Source organism: Hydrogenophaga sp. (assembly GCF_030656115.1).
Lineage (GTDB): Bacteria > Pseudomonadota > Gammaproteobacteria > Burkholderiales > Burkholderiaceae_C > Hydrogenophaga.
In genome coordinates this window covers 14,775-35,374 of sequence record NZ_JAUSOO010000136.1, presented here as the reverse complement: position 1 = coordinate 35,374, position 20,600 = coordinate 14,775, and the positions used below count along the sequence as shown (strand labels likewise).

The 20,600-nt window shown below is 59.7% G+C and carries 22 protein-coding genes and 1 tRNA gene; 15 read left to right on the top strand and 8 right to left on the bottom strand.

Annotation, left to right across the window (positions count from 1 at the left end):
- The coding region (locus Q7J58_RS18280; protein WP_304831046.1) for a DUF3683 domain-containing protein at positions 1-1,140 on the bottom strand (1,140 nt) is incomplete at its 3' end.
- Between the two features lie 113 nt (positions 1,141-1,253).
- Here Q7J58_RS18280 and ugpQ point away from each other — a divergent pair.
- A complete protein-coding gene (gene ugpQ, locus Q7J58_RS18275; RefSeq protein ID WP_304831045.1) occupies positions 1,254-2,024 on the top strand; it encodes a glycerophosphodiester phosphodiesterase in 771 nt (256 codons plus the stop codon).
- Between the two features lie 12 nt (positions 2,025-2,036).
- Here ugpQ and Q7J58_RS18270 read toward each other — a convergent pair whose 3' ends face one another.
- On the bottom strand, positions 2,037-2,306 hold the full coding sequence (locus Q7J58_RS18270) for a hypothetical protein (protein ID WP_304831044.1): 270 nt from the start codon (positions 2,304-2,306) through the stop codon (positions 2,037-2,039).
- Positions 2,307-2,354: 48 nt separating this feature from the next.
- Here Q7J58_RS18270 and hemA point away from each other — a divergent pair, with 48 nt between their 5' ends.
- The 5 genes from hemA to Q7J58_RS18245 all read left to right on the top strand — a co-directional run bounded on the left by hemA (position 2,355) and on the right by Q7J58_RS18245 (position 7,205).
- Positions 2,355-3,626, top strand: coding sequence for a glutamyl-tRNA reductase (hemA, locus tag Q7J58_RS18265; RefSeq protein ID WP_304831043.1), 1,272 nt, complete (start codon positions 2,355-2,357; stop codon positions 3,624-3,626).
- Between the two features lie 88 nt (positions 3,627-3,714).
- Positions 3,715-4,803 carry a peptide chain release factor 1 gene (gene prfA / locus Q7J58_RS18260; protein ID WP_304831042.1) on the top strand — a complete coding sequence of 363 codons (1,089 nt, stop codon included), beginning with the start codon at positions 3,715-3,717 and terminating at the stop codon, positions 4,801-4,803.
- A 23-nt stretch (positions 4,804-4,826) separates the two neighbouring features.
- On the top strand, positions 4,827-5,675 hold the full coding sequence (prmC, locus tag Q7J58_RS18255; RefSeq protein ID WP_304831041.1) for a peptide chain release factor N(5)-glutamine methyltransferase: 849 nt from the start codon (positions 4,827-4,829) through the stop codon (positions 5,673-5,675).
- A gap of 53 nt (positions 5,676-5,728) precedes the next feature.
- Positions 5,729-6,052 (top strand): Grx4 family monothiol glutaredoxin, encoded by a 324-nt coding sequence (gene grxD / locus Q7J58_RS18250; RefSeq protein ID WP_304831040.1) that lies wholly within the window; start codon positions 5,729-5,731, stop codon positions 6,050-6,052.
- Between the two features lie 148 nt (positions 6,053-6,200).
- Positions 6,201-7,205: an AAA family ATPase gene (locus Q7J58_RS18245; protein WP_304831039.1), complete on the top strand. Its 1,005-nt coding sequence runs from the start codon at positions 6,201-6,203 to the stop codon at positions 7,203-7,205.
- 24 nt (positions 7,206-7,229) lie between these two features.
- Here Q7J58_RS18245 and Q7J58_RS18240 read toward each other — a convergent pair whose 3' ends face one another.
- Together Q7J58_RS18240 and Q7J58_RS18235 are read right to left on the bottom strand one after the other, a co-directional pair.
- A complete protein-coding gene (locus tag Q7J58_RS18240; protein WP_304831049.1) occupies positions 7,230-7,826 on the bottom strand; it encodes a lytic transglycosylase domain-containing protein in 597 nt (198 codons plus the stop codon).
- A gap of 80 nt (positions 7,827-7,906) precedes the next feature.
- Complete coding sequence (locus Q7J58_RS18235; RefSeq protein WP_304831038.1) at positions 7,907-9,652, bottom strand: proline--tRNA ligase; 1,746 nt, start codon at positions 9,650-9,652, stop codon at positions 7,907-7,909.
- A gap of 188 nt (positions 9,653-9,840) precedes the next feature.
- Between Q7J58_RS18235 and Q7J58_RS18230 the strand changes: the two genes are divergently transcribed.
- Complete coding sequence (locus Q7J58_RS18230; protein ID WP_304831036.1) at positions 9,841-10,515, top strand: RNA pyrophosphohydrolase; 675 nt, start codon at positions 9,841-9,843, stop codon at positions 10,513-10,515.
- Between the two features lie 71 nt (positions 10,516-10,586).
- Here the strand turns inward: Q7J58_RS18230 and proB are convergent, their stop codons facing one another.
- From proB to rplU, 4 genes are all read right to left on the bottom strand, one after another.
- A complete protein-coding gene (proB, locus tag Q7J58_RS18225) occupies positions 10,587-11,750 on the bottom strand; it encodes a glutamate 5-kinase (protein WP_304831034.1) in 1,164 nt (387 codons plus the stop codon).
- Positions 11,751-11,793: 43 nt separating this feature from the next.
- The gene (obgE, locus tag Q7J58_RS18220) at positions 11,794-12,864 is read right to left on the bottom strand and encodes a GTPase ObgE (protein ID WP_304831033.1); all 1,071 of its coding nucleotides are present in this window, start codon (positions 12,862-12,864) and stop codon (positions 11,794-11,796) included.
- Between the two features lie 139 nt (positions 12,865-13,003).
- Positions 13,004-13,261 carry a 50S ribosomal protein L27 gene (gene rpmA / locus Q7J58_RS18215; protein ID WP_304831031.1) on the bottom strand — a complete coding sequence of 86 codons (258 nt, stop codon included), beginning with the start codon at positions 13,259-13,261 and terminating at the stop codon, positions 13,004-13,006.
- A 13-nt stretch (positions 13,262-13,274) separates the two neighbouring features.
- A complete protein-coding gene (rplU, locus tag Q7J58_RS18210; protein WP_304831029.1) occupies positions 13,275-13,586 on the bottom strand; it encodes a 50S ribosomal protein L21 in 312 nt (103 codons plus the stop codon).
- Between the two features lie 276 nt (positions 13,587-13,862).
- On the opposite strand from rplU, the gene Q7J58_RS18205 reads away from it, so the two are divergent.
- The 8 genes from Q7J58_RS18205 to Q7J58_RS18170 all read left to right on the top strand — a co-directional run bounded on the left by Q7J58_RS18205 (position 13,863) and on the right by Q7J58_RS18170 (position 20,574).
- Positions 13,863-14,792, top strand: a complete 930-nt coding sequence (locus Q7J58_RS18205) for a polyprenyl synthetase family protein (protein ID WP_304831048.1) — start codon at positions 13,863-13,865, stop codon at positions 14,790-14,792.
- A 51-nt stretch (positions 14,793-14,843) separates the two neighbouring features.
- A tRNA-Pro gene (locus Q7J58_RS18200) sits at positions 14,844-14,920 on the top strand.
- A gap of 170 nt (positions 14,921-15,090) precedes the next feature.
- Positions 15,091-16,824 carry a type IV-A pilus assembly ATPase PilB gene (gene pilB / locus Q7J58_RS18195; protein WP_304831027.1) on the top strand — a complete coding sequence of 578 codons (1,734 nt, stop codon included), beginning with the start codon at positions 15,091-15,093 and terminating at the stop codon, positions 16,822-16,824.
- 32 nt (positions 16,825-16,856) lie between these two features.
- Positions 16,857-18,074, top strand: a complete 1,218-nt coding sequence (locus Q7J58_RS18190; RefSeq protein WP_304831025.1) for a type II secretion system F family protein — start codon at positions 16,857-16,859, stop codon at positions 18,072-18,074.
- On the top strand, positions 18,074-18,937 hold the full coding sequence (locus tag Q7J58_RS18185) for an A24 family peptidase (protein ID WP_304831024.1): 864 nt from the start codon (positions 18,074-18,076) through the stop codon (positions 18,935-18,937). The genes Q7J58_RS18190 and Q7J58_RS18185 overlap by 1 nt, the downstream gene beginning before the upstream one ends.
- Positions 18,934-19,551: a dephospho-CoA kinase gene (gene coaE / locus Q7J58_RS18180; RefSeq protein WP_304831022.1), complete on the top strand. Its 618-nt coding sequence runs from the start codon at positions 18,934-18,936 to the stop codon at positions 19,549-19,551. Before Q7J58_RS18185 ends, coaE begins: the two co-directional genes overlap by 4 nt.
- Positions 19,552-19,606: 55 nt before the next feature.
- Positions 19,607-20,362, top strand: a complete 756-nt coding sequence (gene zapD / locus Q7J58_RS18175) for a cell division protein ZapD (protein ID WP_304831019.1) — start codon at positions 19,607-19,609, stop codon at positions 20,360-20,362.
- Positions 20,363-20,370: 8 nt separating this feature from the next.
- Positions 20,371-20,574, top strand: coding sequence for a DNA gyrase inhibitor YacG (locus Q7J58_RS18170; protein ID WP_304831017.1), 204 nt, complete (start codon positions 20,371-20,373; stop codon positions 20,572-20,574).
- Positions 20,575-20,600 lie beyond the last annotated feature (26 nt).

The window sequence follows — 20,600 nt, the reverse complement described above, 5'->3', positions numbered from 1 at the left end:
AAGCCCGGTTTTGCGGAAGCGGCTGCCCGGAATGAGCAGAATTTCCGGCGAGCCCTTCAGGGTCTTGCCGTCGGCGGCAAAGCGGCGGATTTCGAAGGTGGCCGAGGGCACGTCGTGGATTTTGCCGCGGTTGTGGTTGAGCCGGGTGACTTCGATCCAGTCGGCATCCGGCGTGACCATGCGCCACGACACCAGGTTGTCGAGCGCGGTGCCCCACAGCACGGCTTTTTTGCCGCCCGCATTCATCGACACGTTGCCGCCGATGGTGGAAGCGTCCGCCGAGGTCGGGTCGACCGCGAACACCAGCCCCGCCGCGTCGGCCGCTTCCATCACCCGCTTGGTGACGACGCCCGCGCCGCAGTGAATGGTGGGCACCTCGAATTCGACGCCGGGCAGGTGGCGCATTTCGACTGCGCTCAGGAATTCGAGCTTTTCGGTGTTGACGACGGCCGCGTGGTCGGTGAGCGGGATCGCGCCGCCGGTGTAACCGGTGCCGCCGCCGCGCGGCACGATGGTCAGGCCCAGCTCGAAGCAGCCGCGCACCAGCTCGGCCATCTCGGCTTCGGTGTCGGGCGTGAGCACCACAAACGGGTATTCCACGCGCCAGTCGGTCGCGTCGGTCACGTGGGACACGCGCGACAGGCCGTCGAACTTGATGTTGTCGTGGGCGGTGAGCTTGCGCAGCGCCTTGGTGGCGCGCTGGCGCAGCGCGGCCATGTCTTCAAACGAACGGGCAAACGCATCGACCGCACCACGGGCCGCCGTGAGCAGTTCGCCCACCAAAGCATCGCGGGCCGGGTCGTCTTGCGGGGTGCGGCGCTTGGCCACCTCGGCCAGGCGGTGGTGCAAGGCGTCCACCAGCGCTTTGCGGCGCTTGGGGTTGTCCAGCAGATCGTCCTGCAAATACGGGTTGCGCTGCACCACCCAGATGTCGCCCAACACTTCGTACAACATGCGGGCCGAACGCCCGGTACGGCGCTCGCCACGCAGTTCGTCCAGCAAGGCCCAGGCACGCGCCCCGAGCAGCCGCATGACAATTTCACGGTCTGAGAAAGACGTGTAGTTGTAGGGGATTTCGCGCAGACGCGGCGCGTCGTCGGTGGCGTTTTCTAGGAGCGAAAGCGGGGTGGAAGCGTTCATGGGAAGTGGACTGCCAGCAGGAGGAGCTGAACGCTTGATGGTACCGCAGGGCCACATACACATACCCGAACTCCGGGTACTGGCACACTCTGGAACCACACTGTTCAGCCTCTATGCCAACCCACATCACACCTTCAACGGCACCCAAACGGCCCTGGCCGTACCCACGCTGGATTGCTCACCGAGGCGCTGGTCTGCTGGCACCCGAAAACACCTTGGCCGCGTTCCGGCGGGGTGCCCAGCACGGCTACCGCATGTTTGAGTGCGACGTCAAACTGAGCGCCGACTGCGTGGCCTTCTTGCTGCACGACGACACGCTGGAGCGGACCACCGACGGCCAAGGCGTGGCGGGCAATCACACTTGGGCAGCGCTCAGCCAACTCGATGCCGGGGCCTGGCACTCACCCGCCTGCGCGGGCGAAACCTTGCCGACACTGGCGGCCGTGGCGCGCTGGTGCATGGCCAACGGCTACGGGCTCAACATCGAGATCAAACCCACGCCCGGCTCCGACTGGCGCACCGGAAGGGCGGTGGCGCAAGCGGCGGCAACGCTGTGGGCGAACCATGCTCAGCCGCCGCTGCTGTCCTCATTCCAGCCTGAAGCCCTGGCCGGCGCACAAGAAATCGCACCGGCTTTGCCGCGTGGCCTGCTGCTGGAAACGCTGTGGACGGGCTGGCTGGACGCAGCTCTGGCGCTGGGCTGCCAGGCCGTGGTGTGCGAGCAGGGGTTGTGGACCGAGGCGCTGATGCACCAGGTGCGCGGCGCCGGCCTGCACAGCCTGGCCTACACCGTGAACGACGCCACCGCAGTCCAGCGGCTGCTGGCGCTGGGCCTGGACAGCATCATCACCGACCGGGTGGACCGTTTCGCGCCAGACGCCTGACGGTCGCGCCCTTCAGCGCCGCCGCATCCACCAGGCCAGCGTGCCTTGCACCAGCACCAGCGCCGCATACGTGGCCATTTTGCCGTCGCGGCCAAAAAACACGAGCCCGGCGAGCAGCACACCCACGCCCATCACCAGCAACACCGTCAGATCGATCGCACGGCTCCAGCGGGCCACACGCCCCTGGCTCGACCACAGGGGTGCCAGCCACAAGATCAGCCCGACCACCACGGCCGGCGCCATGAAGCCCGCGAGGTGCACCAGAAAGGCGAAAAAATTCATTGTTCGGTGCCTGGGGTGTGCATAAGCGTTCAATTTTATAATCTGCGTATGTCTGTTTGGGCGCTCGGTATCAACCACCACACGGCTCCGCTTGATTTGCGGGGCCGGTTCGCGTTCGCGCTCGACCAAATCCAGCCCACGCTGCACGGTTATCGCCAGAGCCTGGCGCGCCAGCCTGAAGCCACCTTGCTCTCCACCTGCAACCGCACCGAACTGTACGGCGCAGGCGACCAGGCTGCCGTAGAACCCACGCTGGAATGGCTGGCCAAGACCGGCGGCGTCAGCACCCATGTGTTGCGCGACCACGCCTATGTGCTGCGCGAAGACGAAGCCGCACGCCATGCGTTTCGCGTGGCCAGCGGGCTCGACAGCATGGTGCTGGGCGAACCGCAAATTCTGGGCCAGATGAAAGACGCAGTGCGCGCCGCCAGCGACGCCGGTGCCCTGGGCTCCACACTGCACCAGTTGTTTCAGCGCTCGTTTGCAGTGGCCAAGCAAGTGCGCACCTCCACCGAAATCGGCGCGCACTCCATCAGCATGACCGCCGCCGCCGTGCGCTTGGCGGGCCAACTGTTTGAAGACCTGCAAGACATCCGGGTGCTGTTTGTGGGCGCGGGCGAAATGATTGAGCTGGCCGCCACCCATTTTGCAGCCAAGTCGCCCAAGAGCATGGCCATCGCCAACCGCACGCTGGAGCGCGGCGAAAAGCTGGCCAGCCGCTTCGGTGCCGAGGTGATGCGCCTGGCCGATGTGCCCAACCGCCTGCACGAATTTGATGCGGTGATCAGCTGCACCGCCAGCACCCTGCCCATCATTGGTCTGGGCGCGGTGGAGCGCGCACTGAAAAAACGCCGCCACCGCCCCATGTTCATGGTGGATCTGGCTGTGCCGCGCGACATCGAAGTGGATGTGAAGGGCCTGGACGACGTGTACCTGTACACCGTGGACGACCTGGCGGCTGTGGTTCAGACCGGCAAAGACAGCCGACAAGCCGCCGTGGCACAGGCCGAGGTCATCATTGACGCGGGGGTGCTCAGCTTCATGCACTGGCTGGAGCAGCGCGACCCCGCCCACGGCGTGGTACCGCTGATTCAGCAGATCCATGCCCAGGCTGACGCCTGGCGTGCCGCCGAGCTGGCCCGCGCGCGCAAACTGCTGGCCAAAGGCGAGCCCGTGGAAGCCGTGCTCGAAGCCCTGTCACGAGGCCTCACGCAAAAAATGCTGCACGGCACCCTGGCCGAGCTGCACACCGGCGACAGCGAAGCGCGCGCCGCCACCGCACAAACGGTGTCGCGCCTGTTCCTGCGCGAAAAATCCTAGCGCTCAGCAAGTGCGCTCAACGGGTGCGTTGCTTGGCAACGCCCTGTTGAGTTGTCCTTTGCGCTGAACCCACCATCCACCTGCCCCCATGAAGCCCTTCGTCCGCGACACCCTGATGCGCCAGCGCGTGCGCCTGCACGAGTTGGACGCCCTGCTCTCTGCCAGCGACGTGGTGGACGATATGGATCGCTTCCGCACCCTGAGCCGCGAGCACGCCGACGCCTCGCTGATCGTGGATGTGTTCAACCGCTACCTGCAGCGCGAAACCGACCTGACCGCAGCCGAAAGCATGCTGCAAGACCCCGACATGACGGAGATGGCCGAGGAAGAAATACAGAGCGCCAAAGCGGAGATGGCACAACTCGACGCCGAACTGCAACAACTGCTGCTGCCCAAAGACCCCGACGACGAGCGCAATGCCTTCCTGGAAATCCGCGCCGGCACCGGTGGCGACGAGTCGGCCCTGTTCGCTGGCGATCTGGCCCGCTTGTACACCCGCTACGCCGAACGCCAAGGCTGGCAGGTGGAAGTGGTGAGCGAATCGCCCAGCGAACTCGGCGGCTACAAAGAAGTGGTGCTGCGCATGGCCGGACACGGTGCCTACGGCAAGCTGCGCTTTGAGTCGGGCGGCCACCGCGTCCAGCGCGTACCCGCCACCGAAACGCAGGGCCGCATCCACACCAGCACCGCCACCGTGGCGGTGATGCCCGAACCCGACGAAACCGAAGCGGTCAAACTCAATCCCGCTGAATTGCGCATCGACACCTACCGCGCCAGCGGCGCCGGTGGCCAGCACATCAACAAAACCGACTCCGCCGTGCGCGTCACCCACCTGCCCACCGGCATCACCGCCGAATGCCAGGACGGCCGCAGCCAGCACAGCAACAAAGCCAAAGCACTGCAGGTGCTCACCGCACGCCTGCAAGAAAAAGACCGCAGCGAGCGCGCAGCCAAAGAGGCCGCGACCCGCAAGGGCCTGATTGGCAGCGGCGACCGCAGCGACCGCATCCGAACCTACAACTTCCCCCAAGGTCGTCTGACCGATCACCGCATCAACCTCACGCTCTACAAACTGCTGATGGTGATGGAGGGCGATCTGGACGAGGTGATCCATGCCCTGCAAGTGGCGCGCGGCACCGAACTGCTGGCTGAGCTGGAACAGCGCAACAGCCTGTGAACGCAGAGCCATCCACACCCGCCATGAACGCTCCCACACTGCGTGACACGCTGCACCAAGCCCAACAACACGGCCTGGACCGACTCGACGCCCAGATGCTGCTGCTGCACGCCCTGGGCCGCTCACCCCACGACCGCGCCTGGTTGCTGACCCACGACAGCGACGCGCTGCCCGACACGGCCGCAGCCCGCTGGCACACCCTGCTGCAACGCCGCCAAGCCGGTGAACCCGTGGCCTACTTGCTGGGTGAAAAGGACTTCTTTGGCCTGAACCTCGCCGTGGACGCCCGGGTACTGGTGCCGCGCCCAGACACGGAGACACTGGTGGAATGGGCGCTGGAGGCCATGCCCGCCGTGGGTGGACCCATGCCGCCACGCGTGCTGGACCTGGGCACCGGCAGCGGTGCCATCGCCCTGGCGCTGGCCCAACAGCGGCCCGACGCCCACATCACCGCCACCGACGCCAGCGCCGACGCGCTGGCCGTGGCGCAAGCCAATGCACAGCGGCTGGGCCTGGCGGTGCAGTTCGCCCACGGCCACTGGCTGAGCGCCGTGCCCGGCCAGCGCTTTGATGTGATTGCCAGCAACCCGCCTTACATTGCCGAGGGTGACCCGCACCTGCGGGCGCTGACGCACGAACCCATCAGCGCCTTGACCTCGGGCGCCGACGGCCTGGACGATATCCGCAGCATCATCCGCCAAGCGGGCGATGCCTTGTTACCGGGCGGCTGGATGCTGCTGGAACACGGCCACGATCAAGCCGCAGCGGCGCGCGCCCTGTTGCGGTGCGCGGGGTTTGTGCAGGTCAGCAGCCGCACCGACCTTGCGGGCATCGAGCGCTGCAGTGGCGGTTGCTGGCCTCAGCAGCGATAATTAACCACTTCTACGGGTTATTTCAGACCCATCCGCCAAAGGACCTACCCGCTATGAGCGACGCCCAAACCCGAATCGACCAACTGGTCAAAACCAACGACATCGTGCTGTTCATGAAGGGCAACGCGAGCTTCCCCATGTGCGGTTTTTCTGGCCGCGCCATTCAAATCTTGAAAGCCTGCGGCGTGGACCCCAAAGCGGTGAAAACCGTGAATGTGCTGGAAGACGACGGCGTGCGCCAGGGCATCAAGGAATACAGCAACTGGCCCACCATCCCGCAGCTCTACATCAAGGGCGAGTTCATTGGCGGCTCGGACATCATGATGGAAATGTACGAATCCGGTGAACTGCAACAAGTGATCTCCGGCGAAGCCTGAAGCCCTGCGGGTATCCCGCCAACACAGAGCCACCTTCGGGTGGCTTTTTGCTTATTGCAACATGCCTTTGTGAGGTTTTTCCTGCATGGAAACCGGGCACGCCTTGTGCTTGAATAAAAATGTCACCGAACCTTACAAGGAGAACCGCATGAGCTCACGCAGCCTGGCCGCTTCACCCTCTCTCGGTTTGCCCATCGCCCAGATGCGCAACGTGTTCAGCGCCGACGATGTCGAGCGCAAATTGCACAAGCTCCAAAACAGTGGCGTTGAGCGTGATTACGACAGTCTGCGCAACACCTACCAGCGCATGCTGGAGCGCGGCCCGCAGCGCTTCGCCGTCAAACCCTCGGGCGTGCCCGACATGGCACCCTTGTACGACCTGCTGCCCAATTTTGGTGAAGTGCTCGACGACGTGAAGCGCCACGTGGCCTTGAGCCAAGACAGCCGCGACAGCCTGGAAGTCACACCCATCCTGCTGCTGGGGCCACCCGGTGTGGGAAAAACCCACTTTGCCCGCCAAATCGCCGACCTGCTGGGGACCAGCATGAGCCTGCTACCCATGAGTTCCATGACGGCGGGCTGGCTGCTCTCGGGCTCATCCTCCCAATGGAAAGGTGCCAAGCCCGGCAAGGTGTTTGAGGCGCTGGTGGACGGCCAATACGCCAACCCGGTGATTGTGGTGGACGAGATCGACAAAGCCAGCGCCGACGCGCAATACGACCCGCTGGGCGCGCTCTACAGCCTGCTGGAACACGACACGGCACAAAGTTTTGTGGACGAGTTCGCTGAAGTGCCCATTGACGCGAGCCAGGTGATCTGGATCACCACCGCCAACAACGAGCGCGCCATTCCCGAACCGATTCGCAACCGAATGAATGTGTTCGAAATCGCAGCTCCGTCGCCCGACGCAGCCCGAAAAATTGCCGCCCATCTGTACCGGGGCATACGCAGCGAACACGACTGGGGCCAACGCTTCGACCCCGAACCCAGCGCCGATGTTCTGGACCAACTCACCAGCCTGGCCCCGAGAGAGATGCGCCGCGCCCTGGTCACCGCCTTTGGCAATGCCCGTCTGGACAACCGCTACCGGATCGAAGCCGACGACCTGCCCCGCCATGGTGCAGGGAAAAGCCGCATCGGCTTCTTGCAATAGCGCCTATCACCCAACACCAGGCGCTCAGGCGTCAGGATGCGCCCAGTTTTTCGCGGCTGCGTACACCGCATGGGGGTACTCGGCACGCCCTCGGCTGCCGTTGTAACGGCCCAGCGCCATGAAGGTGTCACCGCGCTCGCGGTCCAGGTAGTGCCGCAGAATCACACAGCCAAAACGCAGATTGGTCTGCATATTGAACAACTTGCCCGGATCACCATCGCCAATCAGGCGAGACCAGAACGGCATGATCTGCATATACCCCCGCGCACCCACACGGGAAATGGCGAACTTGCGAAACGCGCTCTCCACCTGTATCAAGCCCAGCACCAGAGTGGTGTCCAGTCCAGCCCTGCGCGCTTCGTACCAAACCGTCTGCAAGAATTCGATGCGCGTTTGAAAGTCCGTTTTTTTGCGGTGCAGCCGATCGCTCATGGCACCGAGCCAACGCAGGTGGGCCAAGCGCGCTTCCAGGGTGGCAAATTCCGGCACCGGAGGCGCCTGATTGGCAATGGCAGCACTCAGGGCACCGCGCACCGAATCGGCCAAGGGTTCTTCCAGTTGCCCCCCGCTGGCCGACAGCGGCAACCCAGAAAGACCCAGCCCCAAACCCGACGACACCATCGACGCCAGACAGGTGCGGCGGCTCACCGTTGGCGTGTATCCCGCAGCCCAAGGTAGACACGCGGGTCGAACCGGCCCCTTCATTGACCCAGCTTGCCCTTCAACACATCGAGAATATCGGCGGCCGCCACCTGTGTGGCCGTCGCATCACGGCGGTGCTGGTACTCCACCTGTCCCGCCTTCAGCCCACGGTCCCCAATGGTCACTCGGTGGGGCACGCCAATCAGCTCCCAGTCGGCAAACATGGCGCCGGGCCGTTCGCCACGGTCGTCCAGGATCACGTCCACACCGGCTGCCAGCAGTTGCTCGTGCAATTGTTCTGCGGCCGCTTTCACCTCCGGACTGCGGTCCATCCCAATGGGGCAAATCACCACCGTGAACGGCGCCAGCGCATCGGGCCAGATGATGCCGCGCTCGTCGTGGTTTTGTTCAATGGCTGCAGCGGGCAAGCGGGTGATGCCAATGCCATAACAACCCATTTCAAAGTGCGCAGGCTTACCGTCTTCGCCGAGAAAGGTGGCGCCCATGGCGCGCGAGTATTTGGTGCCCAGGTAAAACACATGGCCCACTTCAATGCCGCGCTCAATCGCCAGCACGCCTTGGCCGTCTGGCGACGCGTCACCCTCGACGACATTGCGAATGTCGGCCACCAGGTCGGGCTCAGGCAAATCGCGCGCCCAATTGACACCGGTCATGTGGAAGTCGGCCTCGTTGGCTCCGCAGATCCAGTCGGCCATCACCGCCACCTCGCGGTCAGCGATCACGTGAACCGGCAGCTTCAGGTTCACCGGCCCCAGATAACCTGGCTTGCTGCCAAAATGGGCCTCGATTTCGGACACGGTGGCAAATCGGAAGCCCAAATCAAGCCCGGGCAACTTGCCCACCTTCACCTCGTTCATGTCGTGGTCGCCACGCAGCAACAACAACCAGATGCGGGTCTTCACAATTTCATCACGCTCATTGATCTCGTCGGTGGCCAATACGAGCGACTTCACCGTGCGGGCCAGCGGCACGCCCAGCAGCTCGGCCACGTCGGCGCAGGTGCTCTTGCCCGGTGTGGGCGTTTTCACCATCGGGTTGGCCGCTGCCGGACGCGCACCGGCGGGTGCCAGCGCTTCGGCCTTTTCCATGTTGGCGGCGTAATCGCTGGTGGGGCAGTACACGATCGCGTCTTCGCCGGTGGCGGCAATCACCTGGAATTCTTCACTCAGGTCGCCACCAATGGCGCCACTGTCTGCAGCCACAGCGCGGTAGCGCAAACCGAAGCGGTCAAAAATGCGCCGGTAGGCGGCTGCCATCGTCTGGTAGCTGGCCTGCGCGGCATCGCCGTCGCGGTCGAAGCTGTAGGCGTCTTTCATGATGAACTCGCGCCCGCGCATCAGACCAAACCGTGGCCGGCGTTCGTCACGGAACTTGGTCTGAATCTGGTAAAGGTTCTTCGGCAACTGCTTGTAGCTGCGCAACTCCTGGCGGGCAATGTCCGTGATCACCTCTTCGCTGGTGGGTTGCACCACAAAGTCACGCCCATGGCGGTCCTTGATGCGCAGCAGCTCCGGCCCCATCTTTTCGAAACGACCGGTTTCCTGCCAAAGTTCGGCCGGCTGGATCACCGGCATGGTGAGCTCGACCGCACCGGCGCGGTTCATTTCCTCGCGCACGATGGCCTCGACCTTGTGAATCACCCGCAGTCCCATGGGCATGTAGCTGTAAATGCCAGCACCCAGTTTTTTGACCATGCCCGCACGGGTCATGAGTTGGTGGCTGACAACCTCGGCATCTGCCGGGGCTTCCTTGAGAGTGGTGATCAGAAACTGGGAAGCTTTCATGGGATCGGTTGCCGTGGCGGCAGAAGGTAACGTTGGCAGATGGGGAGGACCACGCCACAGCGTCGGTGGCATGCCCTGCAAGCTAGGGCATACCCGCATGCGTTCGGGTGCAATACAGGTGTGTGATCACTTCGCAAGGCCCTATTGGCGATGCATAATGAACACAGTTTAAAAATTTGAGGTTGATTATGCTTGACAGAGAAGGCTTCAGGCCCAATGTCGGCATCATTCTGCTCAACCAGAGAAACCAGGTGTTTTGGGGCAAACGTATCCGCTCCCACTCCTGGCAGTTCCCGCAGGGTGGTATCGACCGGGGCGAGACACCCGAACAAGCGATGTACCGAGAGCTGCACGAAGAAGTGGGTTTGATGCCTGAACACGTCAGCATCGTCGCCCGCACACGGGACTGGTTGCGCTACGAGGTGCCTGACCGCTTCATCCGCCGCGACGCGCGTGGACACTACAAAGGACAAAAACAAATCTGGTACCTGTTGCGTCTGGTGGCGCAAGACTGGAATTTGAATCTGCGCGCAACCAGCCACCCGGAATTTGACGCTTGGCGCTGGCACGACTATTGGGTCCCGCTGGACGTGGTGGTGGAGTTCAAACGGGGCGTTTATGAGATGGCACTGACCGAACTGTCTCGCTACTTGCCGCGAAACGACATGCGCAACCGCTTTCTTCGTGGTGGAATGCGCCAGCGTTTGTCAGAAGAGAGCCCCTCGCAGATGCTGTTCACCAGCATGCCCCAAGGATTGGAACTCCCTCCGGGTGCCAGCTTCGATCCCGATCCCCAGAGCGAGCACCGAGTCCAAGAAATATGGCCTCGGCTTACAGAGAGCAAGCGCGACGAAAGCAAGTAGTGCGAATCACCTCATGCCTTCCGATACAGCTGCTGCGGCATCCGAAGGCATTCTGGCTGCACAACGATCATTCACCCGCGAGCGAGCACCATGTTGTCGCGGTGAATCATCTCGGGTTCGGCCATGTAGCCCAGCAAGCGCTCAAAGTCGCTGGACGCTTTGCGGCAGATCAGGCGTGCTTCTGAGCTGGCGTAGTTGGCCAGTCCCCTCGCAATTTCCTGGCCGTTGGCGTCGCGCACGGCAATCACGTCGCCACGCGAAAAATCCCCCTCCACGGCCGTCATACCAATCGGCAGCAGACTCTTGCCTTCGCTCACGATCTTGCCCACCGCGCCAGCATCCACACTCACCGATCCACGCAGTTGCAGATGGTCGGCCATCCAGCGCTTGCGCGCTTGGTTTTTGGGTGTCTGTGCCAGCAAACAGGTGCCAATGGTTTCGCCCTGACACAAACGCAGAAGCACCTGCGGCTCTCGCCCCCAGGCGATGACGGTGGATGCGCCCGAACCGGCTGCGCGCTTGGCGGCCAAAATTTTTGTGAGCATGCCGCCCTTGCCAATGCCCGAGCCGGCACCGCCCGCCATCAGCTCCAGCTGGGGATCGCCCGCGCGGGCCACATGCACGAATGTTGCCGCCGGGTCGCGACGCGGGTCCGCCGTGTACAAACCTTTTTGATCGGTCAGAATGACCAAGACATCGGCCTCCACCAAGTTGGCCACCAGCGCACCCAAGGTGTCGTTGTCGCCAAACTTGATCTCGTCGTTCACCACAGTGTCGTTTTCATTGATCACAGGCAGCACACCCAACTGCAACAACGTGAGCAGTGTCGATCGGGCATTGAGATAGCGCTCCCGGTCGGCCAGGTCGGCGTGTGTCAGCAGGACCTGCGCACTGCCTATGCCACATTCGCGCAGCTTGGTCTCGTACATCTGCACCAAACCCATCTGCCCTACCGCAGCTGCGGCCTGCAGTTCGTTGATTTCCTTGGGTCGCACAGTCCAACCCAGACGCTTCATGCCTTCGGCCACGGCTCCGCTGCTGACCATGATCAGTTCCCGACCATCCTTGACCAAAGCCGCCAGCTGCTGGCTCCACTGTCCGATGGCTTCTTCATCCAGGCCACGGCCTTCATTTGTTACCAGACTGGACCCCACCTTGACAACAATTCGGCGGGCGTTCATCAACAGCGCCGACTGAGCGACCTGCTGGACATTCAAGAAAACATCAAGCTGCATGAGGGTTCAGGTGACGTCAACAGGAAAAACTACCAAGGGGAAATCAGTTCGCGTCGGGTGCCACAGCAAAGCGGGGGTCGACCTCAACCGGTTGCTGAGACTTGTGCACCTGCGCGATGTGCTGGTACACCTTTTGCACCAGCAACTCGCAACCCTCGCGCGTTAACGCGGAGATCTCGAACACCGGCCCCTTGTACTTCAAGCGCTTCACAATGTCCTTCACCCGAGCCTCGCGCTCGTCGGTTGGCACCATGTCCAGCTTGTTCAGCACCAGCCAGCGTGGCTTGTCATACAGCGACTGATCGAACTTCTTGAGTTCAGCCACGATCGCCTTGGCTTGCACGACCGGGTCAACGCCCTCGTCAAAAGGAGCCACATCCACAAGATGCAGCAGCAAGCGGGTACGCTGCAAGTGGCGCAGGAACTGGTGACCCAGGCCTGCACCTTCCGAGGCACCTTCGATCAAGCCAGGCACATCCGCCACCACAAAGCTTTTCTCAGGCCCCACGCGCACCACACCTAGATTGGGATGCAGGGTGGTGAAGGGATAGTCGGCAATTTTCGGGCGGGCGTTGGAGATCGCAGAGATCAGGGTGGATTTGCCCGCATTGGGCATGCCCAGCAGCCCCACATCGGCCAGAACCTTCAGTTCCAGCTTAAGCGTGCGCCGCTCACCAGTCCAGCCCATTGTTTTCTGACGCGGCGCACGGTTGGTAGAACTCTTGTAGTGCATATTGCCGAAGCCACCGTCACCTCCCTTGGCGATTGTCACCTGCTCACCCGGTTGCAGCAGCTCGTGCAACACCTCGCCGGTCTCGGCGTCGGCAATGATCGTGCCCACAGGCATCTTGAGCACAATATCGTCACCCTTGACACCAAACATGTCAGAGCCTTTGCCGTGCTCGCCCCGGTGTGCTTCAAACCGGCGCGTGTAACGGAAGTCAACCAGCGTGTTCAGGCTGGCATCTGCCACCGCGTAGATATTGCCGCCGCGGCCGCCATCTCCCCCATCGGGGCCACCAAATTCCTTGTACTTTTCATGCCGGAACGATGCGCAGCCGTTGCCGCCATCGCCCGCAGCGACATCGATCGTAGCTTCGTCCACAAATTTCATGACATTTCTTCCTGGGAACAACACACAACCATGACCAATACAAAAAGCCCGCACAGGCGGGCCTTTTGTATTCAGGACATCACCAACGCCGACAGACTGCGAGGTTTTGCAAACCCGGCAACCACACCGGCAAGCCTCATCACAAAGGCGTGATGCTGACCGTCTGGCGGTTCAACTCACCTTTGATGGCGAAGCTGACACGGCCATCAACCGTGGCAAAAATAGTGTGATCTTTGCCCAGACCCACATTCGTGCCGGGGTGGAACTTGGTCCCACGTTGGCGAACGATGATCGAACCCGCACTGACCACTTCACCGCCAAACGCTTTCACGCCGAGCATCTTGGGCTTGGAATCGCGCCCGTTTCGCGTTGAGCCGCCGCCTTTTTTCTGTGCCATGTTGACTTACTCCTCAGGCTGCGATTGACGAAATCTGCAGTTCGGTGAAATTTTGACGGTGCCCTTGGCGCTTTTGGTAGTGCTTGCGACGGCGCATCTTGAAGATATGCACCTTGTCGTGCCTGCCATGCGACAAAACCGTGACTGTGACCGTTGCGCCGGAAACCAAGGGAGTGCCGACCTTGATCTCGCTGCCGTTACCGACAGCCAGAACCTGATCAAACACAATCTCTTGACCCACATCCGCAGCAATCTGTTCTACTTTAATTTTTTCGCCAGCAGCAACACGATACTGTTTGCCGCCGGTTTTTATGACCGCGTACATATGAACCTCTTGTAAAAATCCACGAATGGATACTCGGCGGACCAAATTCTACCGAACTTGGGATTATAGCAAGGGTTAGCGAACAGGTCAATCCAGCTACAAAACTCGCTGCACCGCTTGAAGTTGCGCAGTTTCTGCAGCCTCCCACGTACGAGGCGAGCGGCACCCGTTTCTATAATCAAAAGACTGCTTACCAAAAAGCCCACCTGTCGTACACCCACCTTGACCACTCTTTCAAGCCATCAAGACAACCCTCTGGGCCTCATCCAGCCCGATATGCAGCGGGTTGACCACGTGATCAGCGAGCGCCTAGCCACAGAAGTACCCTTGGTGCGTGAGGTCGCGCAATACATCATCTCAGCAGGAGGCAAACGGCTACGCCCGGCCCTTCTATTGCTCATGAGTGGCGCACTGGGCAGCCACAATGACCACCGCCACACCCTGGCAGCGGTCGTGGAATTCATTCACACCGCAACGCTTCTGCACGACGATGTGGTGGACGAGTCGACGCTGCGCCGCGGACGAGAAACCGCAAATGAGCGCTTTGGCAATGCCGCCAGCGTGCTCGTGGGTGACTTTTTGTATTCGCGGGCCTTCCAGATGATGGTGGACGTGGACAACATGCGCGTGATGCAGGTGCTGTCGGATGCAACCAACGTGATCGCAGAGGGTGAAGTACTGCAGTTGATGAATATGCGCGATGCCACGCTCACCGAGACGGATTACCTGCGTGTGATCCGTTCCAAAACCGCAAAGCTGTTTGAAGCCAGCGCGCGGCTTGCGCCCATTTTGGTCGCTGCCGACATCCAAACAGAGACCATCTGCGCCACCTACGGCCAGGCGCTGGGTACTGCATTTCAGGTGATTGACGATGTTCTGGACTACGAGGGTAAGGCCGACGAGCTGGGGAAAAACTTGGGTGACGATCTGCGTGAAGGAAAAGTCACACTGCCAATTATCTGCGCGCTCAAAACCGGGTCAGAGCCCCAAAAAAAACTGATTCGCAATGCCATTGAACAAGGTGACGCAGCCCACCTAGACGACATTTTGTCCATTATCTTGGAAACAGGAGCACTGGAGCAGGCAAGAGCCAGTGCGATGGCTGAAGCACAGCGTGCAGCAGACGCAGCCTTGCGGCTTCCCGTCAATGCATACAGTGCTGCTTTGCTACAATTGGCTAACGAGCTTATGAGCAGGCGCTCGTAGTCATATCCAAGCTTGGAAACCGCACGATGTGCGGCGCTTGAAGCAGTAGATCGGGGTGTAGCTTAGCCAGGTAGAGCGCTACGTTCGGGACGTAGAGGCCGGAGGTTCGAATCCTCTCACCCCGACCATATCCATCTCGTTTTGTGCAGCCCTCGCCAACACCTCGGCGGGGCGCAACGCACTGCAATGGGTTTTCGTTTTTTTCACACAGCACCCAACCCACGTACCCTTGCGTTTTCGACATAAATCGCCTGAATAACCACATGCAAGTTGTTGATTTACGTTAGATTACGCAGTTATGGCATCTATAGATCCCGTTGTACAAGACAGCTCCCCTGTGGCATTGCCAGGGCTTGGGCGAGCACTCGTGGCGGCTGGCAAGCTGGGGCAAAAGGCGGCCGAGGATTTATACAAAAAAGCACAGGCCAATCGTACAAGTTTCATTGCTGTACTGGCAGATTCAGGTGCTGTTTCTGCCGCTGACATGGCACACACAATGTCGACGGCTTACGCAGCACCACTGCTGGATCTTGATGCTATTGACCGGGAACGCTTACCCAAAAATCTGCTCGACAGCAAAATTTGCGCGGATTACCGCATCGTTGTTCTAAGCAAGCGCAACAACCGCCTCTTGGTGGCGACAGCCGATCCAGCAGACCAACAAGCCGCGGAGAAAATCAAGTTTGCGACCCAGATGGGAGTGGACTGGATCATTGCAGAGTACGACAAGCTCAGCAAGCTGGTTGACACCCAGACCACCAGTGCCAACGAGGCGATGGACAACATCATCGGTGGCGATTTCGAATTCGATGACGTTGTCTCAGAGGCTGTGGTCGCGGATACAACGGACAAAGCATCCGAAGTAGATGACGCGCCGGTGGTCAAGTTTCTGCACAAAATGCTGATTGATGCCTTCAACATGCGAGCATCTGATTTGCACTTTGAGCCTTATGAACACACTTACCGCGTGCGGTTTCGTGTAGATGGCGAGCTGCGCGAAATCGCATCGCCACCGATTGCCATCAAGGACAAACTGGCTTCCCGTATCAAGGTGATTTCTCGCATGGATATCTCCGAAAAGCGGGTGCCGCAAGACGGACGGATGAAGCTCAAGATCGGCCCGGATAGGGTGATCGACTTCCGCGTCAGTACGTTGCCTACGCTGTTTGGTGAAAAGATTGTGATCCGTATCTTGGATCCAAGCAGTGCCAAGCTGGGTATTGAGGCTTTGGGCTACGAGCCTGAGGAGAAAGAGCGCCTGATGACCGCCATCGCGCGACCCTACGGCATGGTACTGGTCACAGGACCGACCGGCTCAGGCAAAACCGTCTCGCTCTACACCTGTCTCAACCTCCTGAACCAGCCTGGCATCAACATCTCAACGGCAGAAGATCCATCGGAGATCAACTTGCCTGGAGTGAACCAAGTCAACGTCAACGAAAGGGCTGGGCTAACCTTTGCTGCAGCGCTCAAAGCTTTTCTGCGTCAGGATCCCGATGTGATCATGGTGGGCGAAATTCGCGATCTGGAGACTGCAGACATTTCGATCAAGGCTGCACAAACGGGTCACATGGTGCTGTCTACGCTGCACACCAACGATGCGCCTACCACGCTCACCCGAATGATCAACATGGGAATTGCCCCATTCAACATTGCATCCAGTGTAATCTTGATCACAGCTCAACGTTTGGCCAGGCGCTTGTGTCCGAATTGCAAGACCCCCCTGGACGTACCACGGAAGGCCTTGATCGATGCGGGGTACAAAAGCGATGACCTTGATGGAACGTGGACGCCCTACAAACCGGTGGGTTGCTCAGCCTGTAACAATGGCTATAAGGGCCGTGTTGGTATCTACCAAGTGATGCCGATTTCGGAAGAAATTCAACGCATCATCCTACGGGGTGGCGGTGCCCTAGACATTGCCCAGCAGGCCAGCAAGGAAGGTGTTCGCACACTGCGTGAATCTGGCTTGCTCAAGGTCAGACAGGGCATGACTTCACTGGAAGAAGTGCTCAGCGTCACCAACGAATGATGCCGTGCTAGACACACGACCCCGAGGACCACATGGCAACCGCTGCATCAAAAAGCATCAAAGAATTTGTTTTCGAATGGGAAGGCAAAGACCGCAATGGCAAAACCGTTCGCGGCGAGACGCGTGCGGGGGGAGAGAACCAAGTGCTTGCGGCCCTGCGCCGCCAAGGCATCGTTCCCAGCAAATTAAAAAAAAGGCGTATGGCATCGGGCAAGCGCATCAAGCCCAAAGACATTGCCATTTTCACGCGTCAGCTGGCTACCATGATGAAAGCGGGCGTGCCTTTGCTACAAGCCTTCGACATTGTGGGTCGTGGCAACCCCAATCCCAGCGTGACCAAGCTCTTGAACGACATCCGGACCAATGTTGAAACGGGTACTTCGCTGAGCGCCGCGTTCCGCAAAAACCCACTCTACTTCGACAATCTTTACTGCAATCTGGTCGAAGCGGGTGAATCTGCCGGTATTCTTGAAGAGTTGTTGGATCGATTGGCGGTCTATATGGAGAAGACCGAAGCCATCAAATCCAAGATCAAGTCGGCCCTGATGTATCCCATTTCGGTGGTCATCGTCGCCTTCGTGGTTGTGGCCGTGATCATGATTTTTGTGATTCCGTCTTTCAAAGAGGTGTTCACCTCATTCGGTGCAGACCTCCCTGCGCCCACACTTTTCGTGATCGCCATCAGCGAATTTTTCACGGCCTACTGGTGGCTGATCTTCGGTGGACTGGGGGGGGGCATCTACTTTTTTATGCAGGCTTGGAAGCGCAATGAAAAAGTCCAGAGGGTGATGGACCGCCTCATGCTCAAAATGCCTGTTTTCGGCGCCCTGGTCGAAAAATCCGTCATTGCCCGCTGGACCCGAACGCTCTCCACCATGTTTGCGGCAGGCGTTCCGTTGGTAGAAGCGTTGGACTCGGTAGGCGGCGCGTCCGGCAATTCGGTCTACGCGCTGGCCACCGAGAAAATTCAGCAAGAAGTATCCACCGGCACCAGCCTTACAGACGCAATGACCAACGCCAACATCTTCCCTTCCATGGTGCTGCAAATGTGTTCTATTGGCGAAGAATCCGGTTCGATTGATCACATGCTGGGCAAAGCGGCCGACTTTTACGAGGCCGAGGTAGATGACATGGTGGCCGGCCTGTCCAGCCTCATGGAGCCAATCATCATTGTCTTGCTGGGCAGCATTATCGGCGGCATCGTGGTGTCGATGTACCTCCCCATCTTCAAATTGGGTGCGGTGGTCTGATGCAAGCTCTCAACATGTCAGACGTTTTTTTGCTGGGCTTGCTGGGCTTGCTGGTTGGCAGCTTCCTGAACGTGGTGATTCACCGCCTGCCCAAAATGATGGAAATGCGTTGGGCAGCTGAGTGTGCTGAACTTCACCGCCCCCATGAAAGGGCTGCGGATGAAGCATTGCCTGAGCCTGCCACGTTCAACCTGATGGTGCCTCGGTCCAGGTGTCCACAGTGTGGACATCCTATTCGCTGGTTTGAAAACATTCCCATAATCAGCTACATCGTTCTCAGAGGGCGATGCAGTCACTGCACTGCATCCATCAGCCTGCGCTACCCATTGGTGGAATTGCTGTGCGGTGCGCTGTTTGCCTGGTGTGGCTGGAAATGGGGAGCGACGTGGGAAGCTCTGGCTTGGTGTGTTTTCTCTGCTTCTGTCATCACGCTGGCCTGCATTGACTGGGACACCACGCTGTTACCAGACGACATCACGTTGCCATTGCTTTGGGCGGGTCTGTGTGCGGCCGGTTTGGGACTGATCGACACAGATCTTCCTCATGCGGTCTGGGGTGCGGTGGCTGGATACATGTCGCTGTGGCTGGTCTACTGGGCCTTCAAACTGGTCACAGGCAAAGAAGGCATGGGCTACGGTGACTTCAAGCTCTTTGCAGCGTTTGGCGCATGGTTTGGCTGGCAAGCGCTGATCCCAGTCATCCTCATGGCATCGGTCATCGGTGCCGTGATGGGTATCGCGATCAAGTTCATGGGACAACTGCGCGAAGGAGGCTATGTACCGTTCGGTCCTTTTCTGGCTATCGCAGGCCTAACCGCCATGATTTTTGGCCCTACTGCCATTCTGGCCTTTATTGGGCTGTGAAACTGGTTACAAGTGCACATCCTGCCCTTCGGCTTGGGCTCACGGGTGGTATTGGCAGCGGCAAAAGCACCGTCGCCACCTTACTCCAGCAGCGCGGTGCATTTGTCATTGATGCTGACGCCATCTCTCGTGCATGCACTCTCTGTGGAGGTAGCGCCATGCCTGCGATTGTCAACACGTTCGGAACTGACTTTGTGGGTGACGACGGCGGTCTCGATCGCCAACGTATGCGTGACCATGTATTTGCCCAACCCAGCGCAAGGCACACCCTCGAAAACATTATCCACCCCCTGGTTGGTGCAGAAATCCAGCGCCTGGCCGCCACGTCCAGAGCATCCTGTTTGGTTTTCGACATACCACTGCTGGTCGAATCTTCTCATTGGCGTCATCAGTTGGATCGCATCGTGGTGGTCGATTGTTCACACGCAACGCAAATGCGCAGGGTCAGGCAACGCAATGCATGGGATCCCGCCACCATCGACGCTGTGATACGCAGTCAAAGCTCGCGCGAACAGCGCCTTGCCGCGGCAGACTTTGTGCTTTTCAACGACATGGACGAGATCGTACCCTTGCAGCATTCCGTAAAAGTTTTGGCCCATCGGTTCGGGCTATGATGAAAGTCTTGTTCGATCTGGCCTCTTGGCCCCTTCTCAACGAAGCCCAGCCACTGTGATCCTGTACGAATACCCATTCAACGAGCGCATCCGCACCTATTTGAGGCTTGAACAGCTCTTCCGGCGTCTGGCCGAGCTGAGGCAACGCAGCCACCCGTTGGATCACCACTACGCAATTCAAACGATTTTTGAAATTATGGATGTGGCCTCTCGAGCCGACATGAAATCGGATGTTCTCAAGGATATCGACCGACAGAAGCTTCAACTCAACAGCTACCGTGGCAATCCAGCCATTTCAGAGCAGGTGCTGGATGGCGTGATAGCCCAGCTCGATAACTGCTTCATTCAGTTGAATCAGCTGAGCGGAAAAACTGGCCAAACGCTGACCGAAAACGATTGGCTTATGAGCATACGCAGCCGCGTTGGTATTCCCGGCGGAACATGCGAATTCGATCTTCCAGCGTACTTCGACTGGCAACATCACAGCGAGGAACAGCGCCGTGCCGATTTGCTGCGCTGGACAGCCTCACTGGAACCACTGGCGGCATCGATCGGCTTGCTGATCAAAATGCTGCGTGACTCAGGCTCTGCACAAAAAGTGGTTGCCTTAGGGGGGCAGTTCCAACAAAACCTACCTCAGGGACGCACCTTTCAGTTGCTGCGCTTGCGCATAGACTCAGCGGCAGGTCTGATTCCCGAGATCAGTGGCAACAGGTTGATGGTATCGGTTCGTTTGATGCGCCAAGGCACGGACGATCGGCTGCATCCCGCACGGGAAGATACGGCTTTTGAACTCACACTCTGTGCTTGAGGTTTGCCATGACCAACAGCTCCGTCGAAGTGCAGGTCAAAGTTGTCCGCTGCCCAGCCTGTGCTGGCACCAGCGTCTATGCGGCTAGCAATCCGTACCGGCCATTTTGTAGCCAGCGTTGCAAAAATCTGGACTTGGGTGCCTGGGCCAACGAAACCTTCAAATTGCCTGAAACCCTGGAAAACAGCGATCCTGCATTTGATCAGAGCTGACTCGTGGCACCTTTCGTCCATCGCAT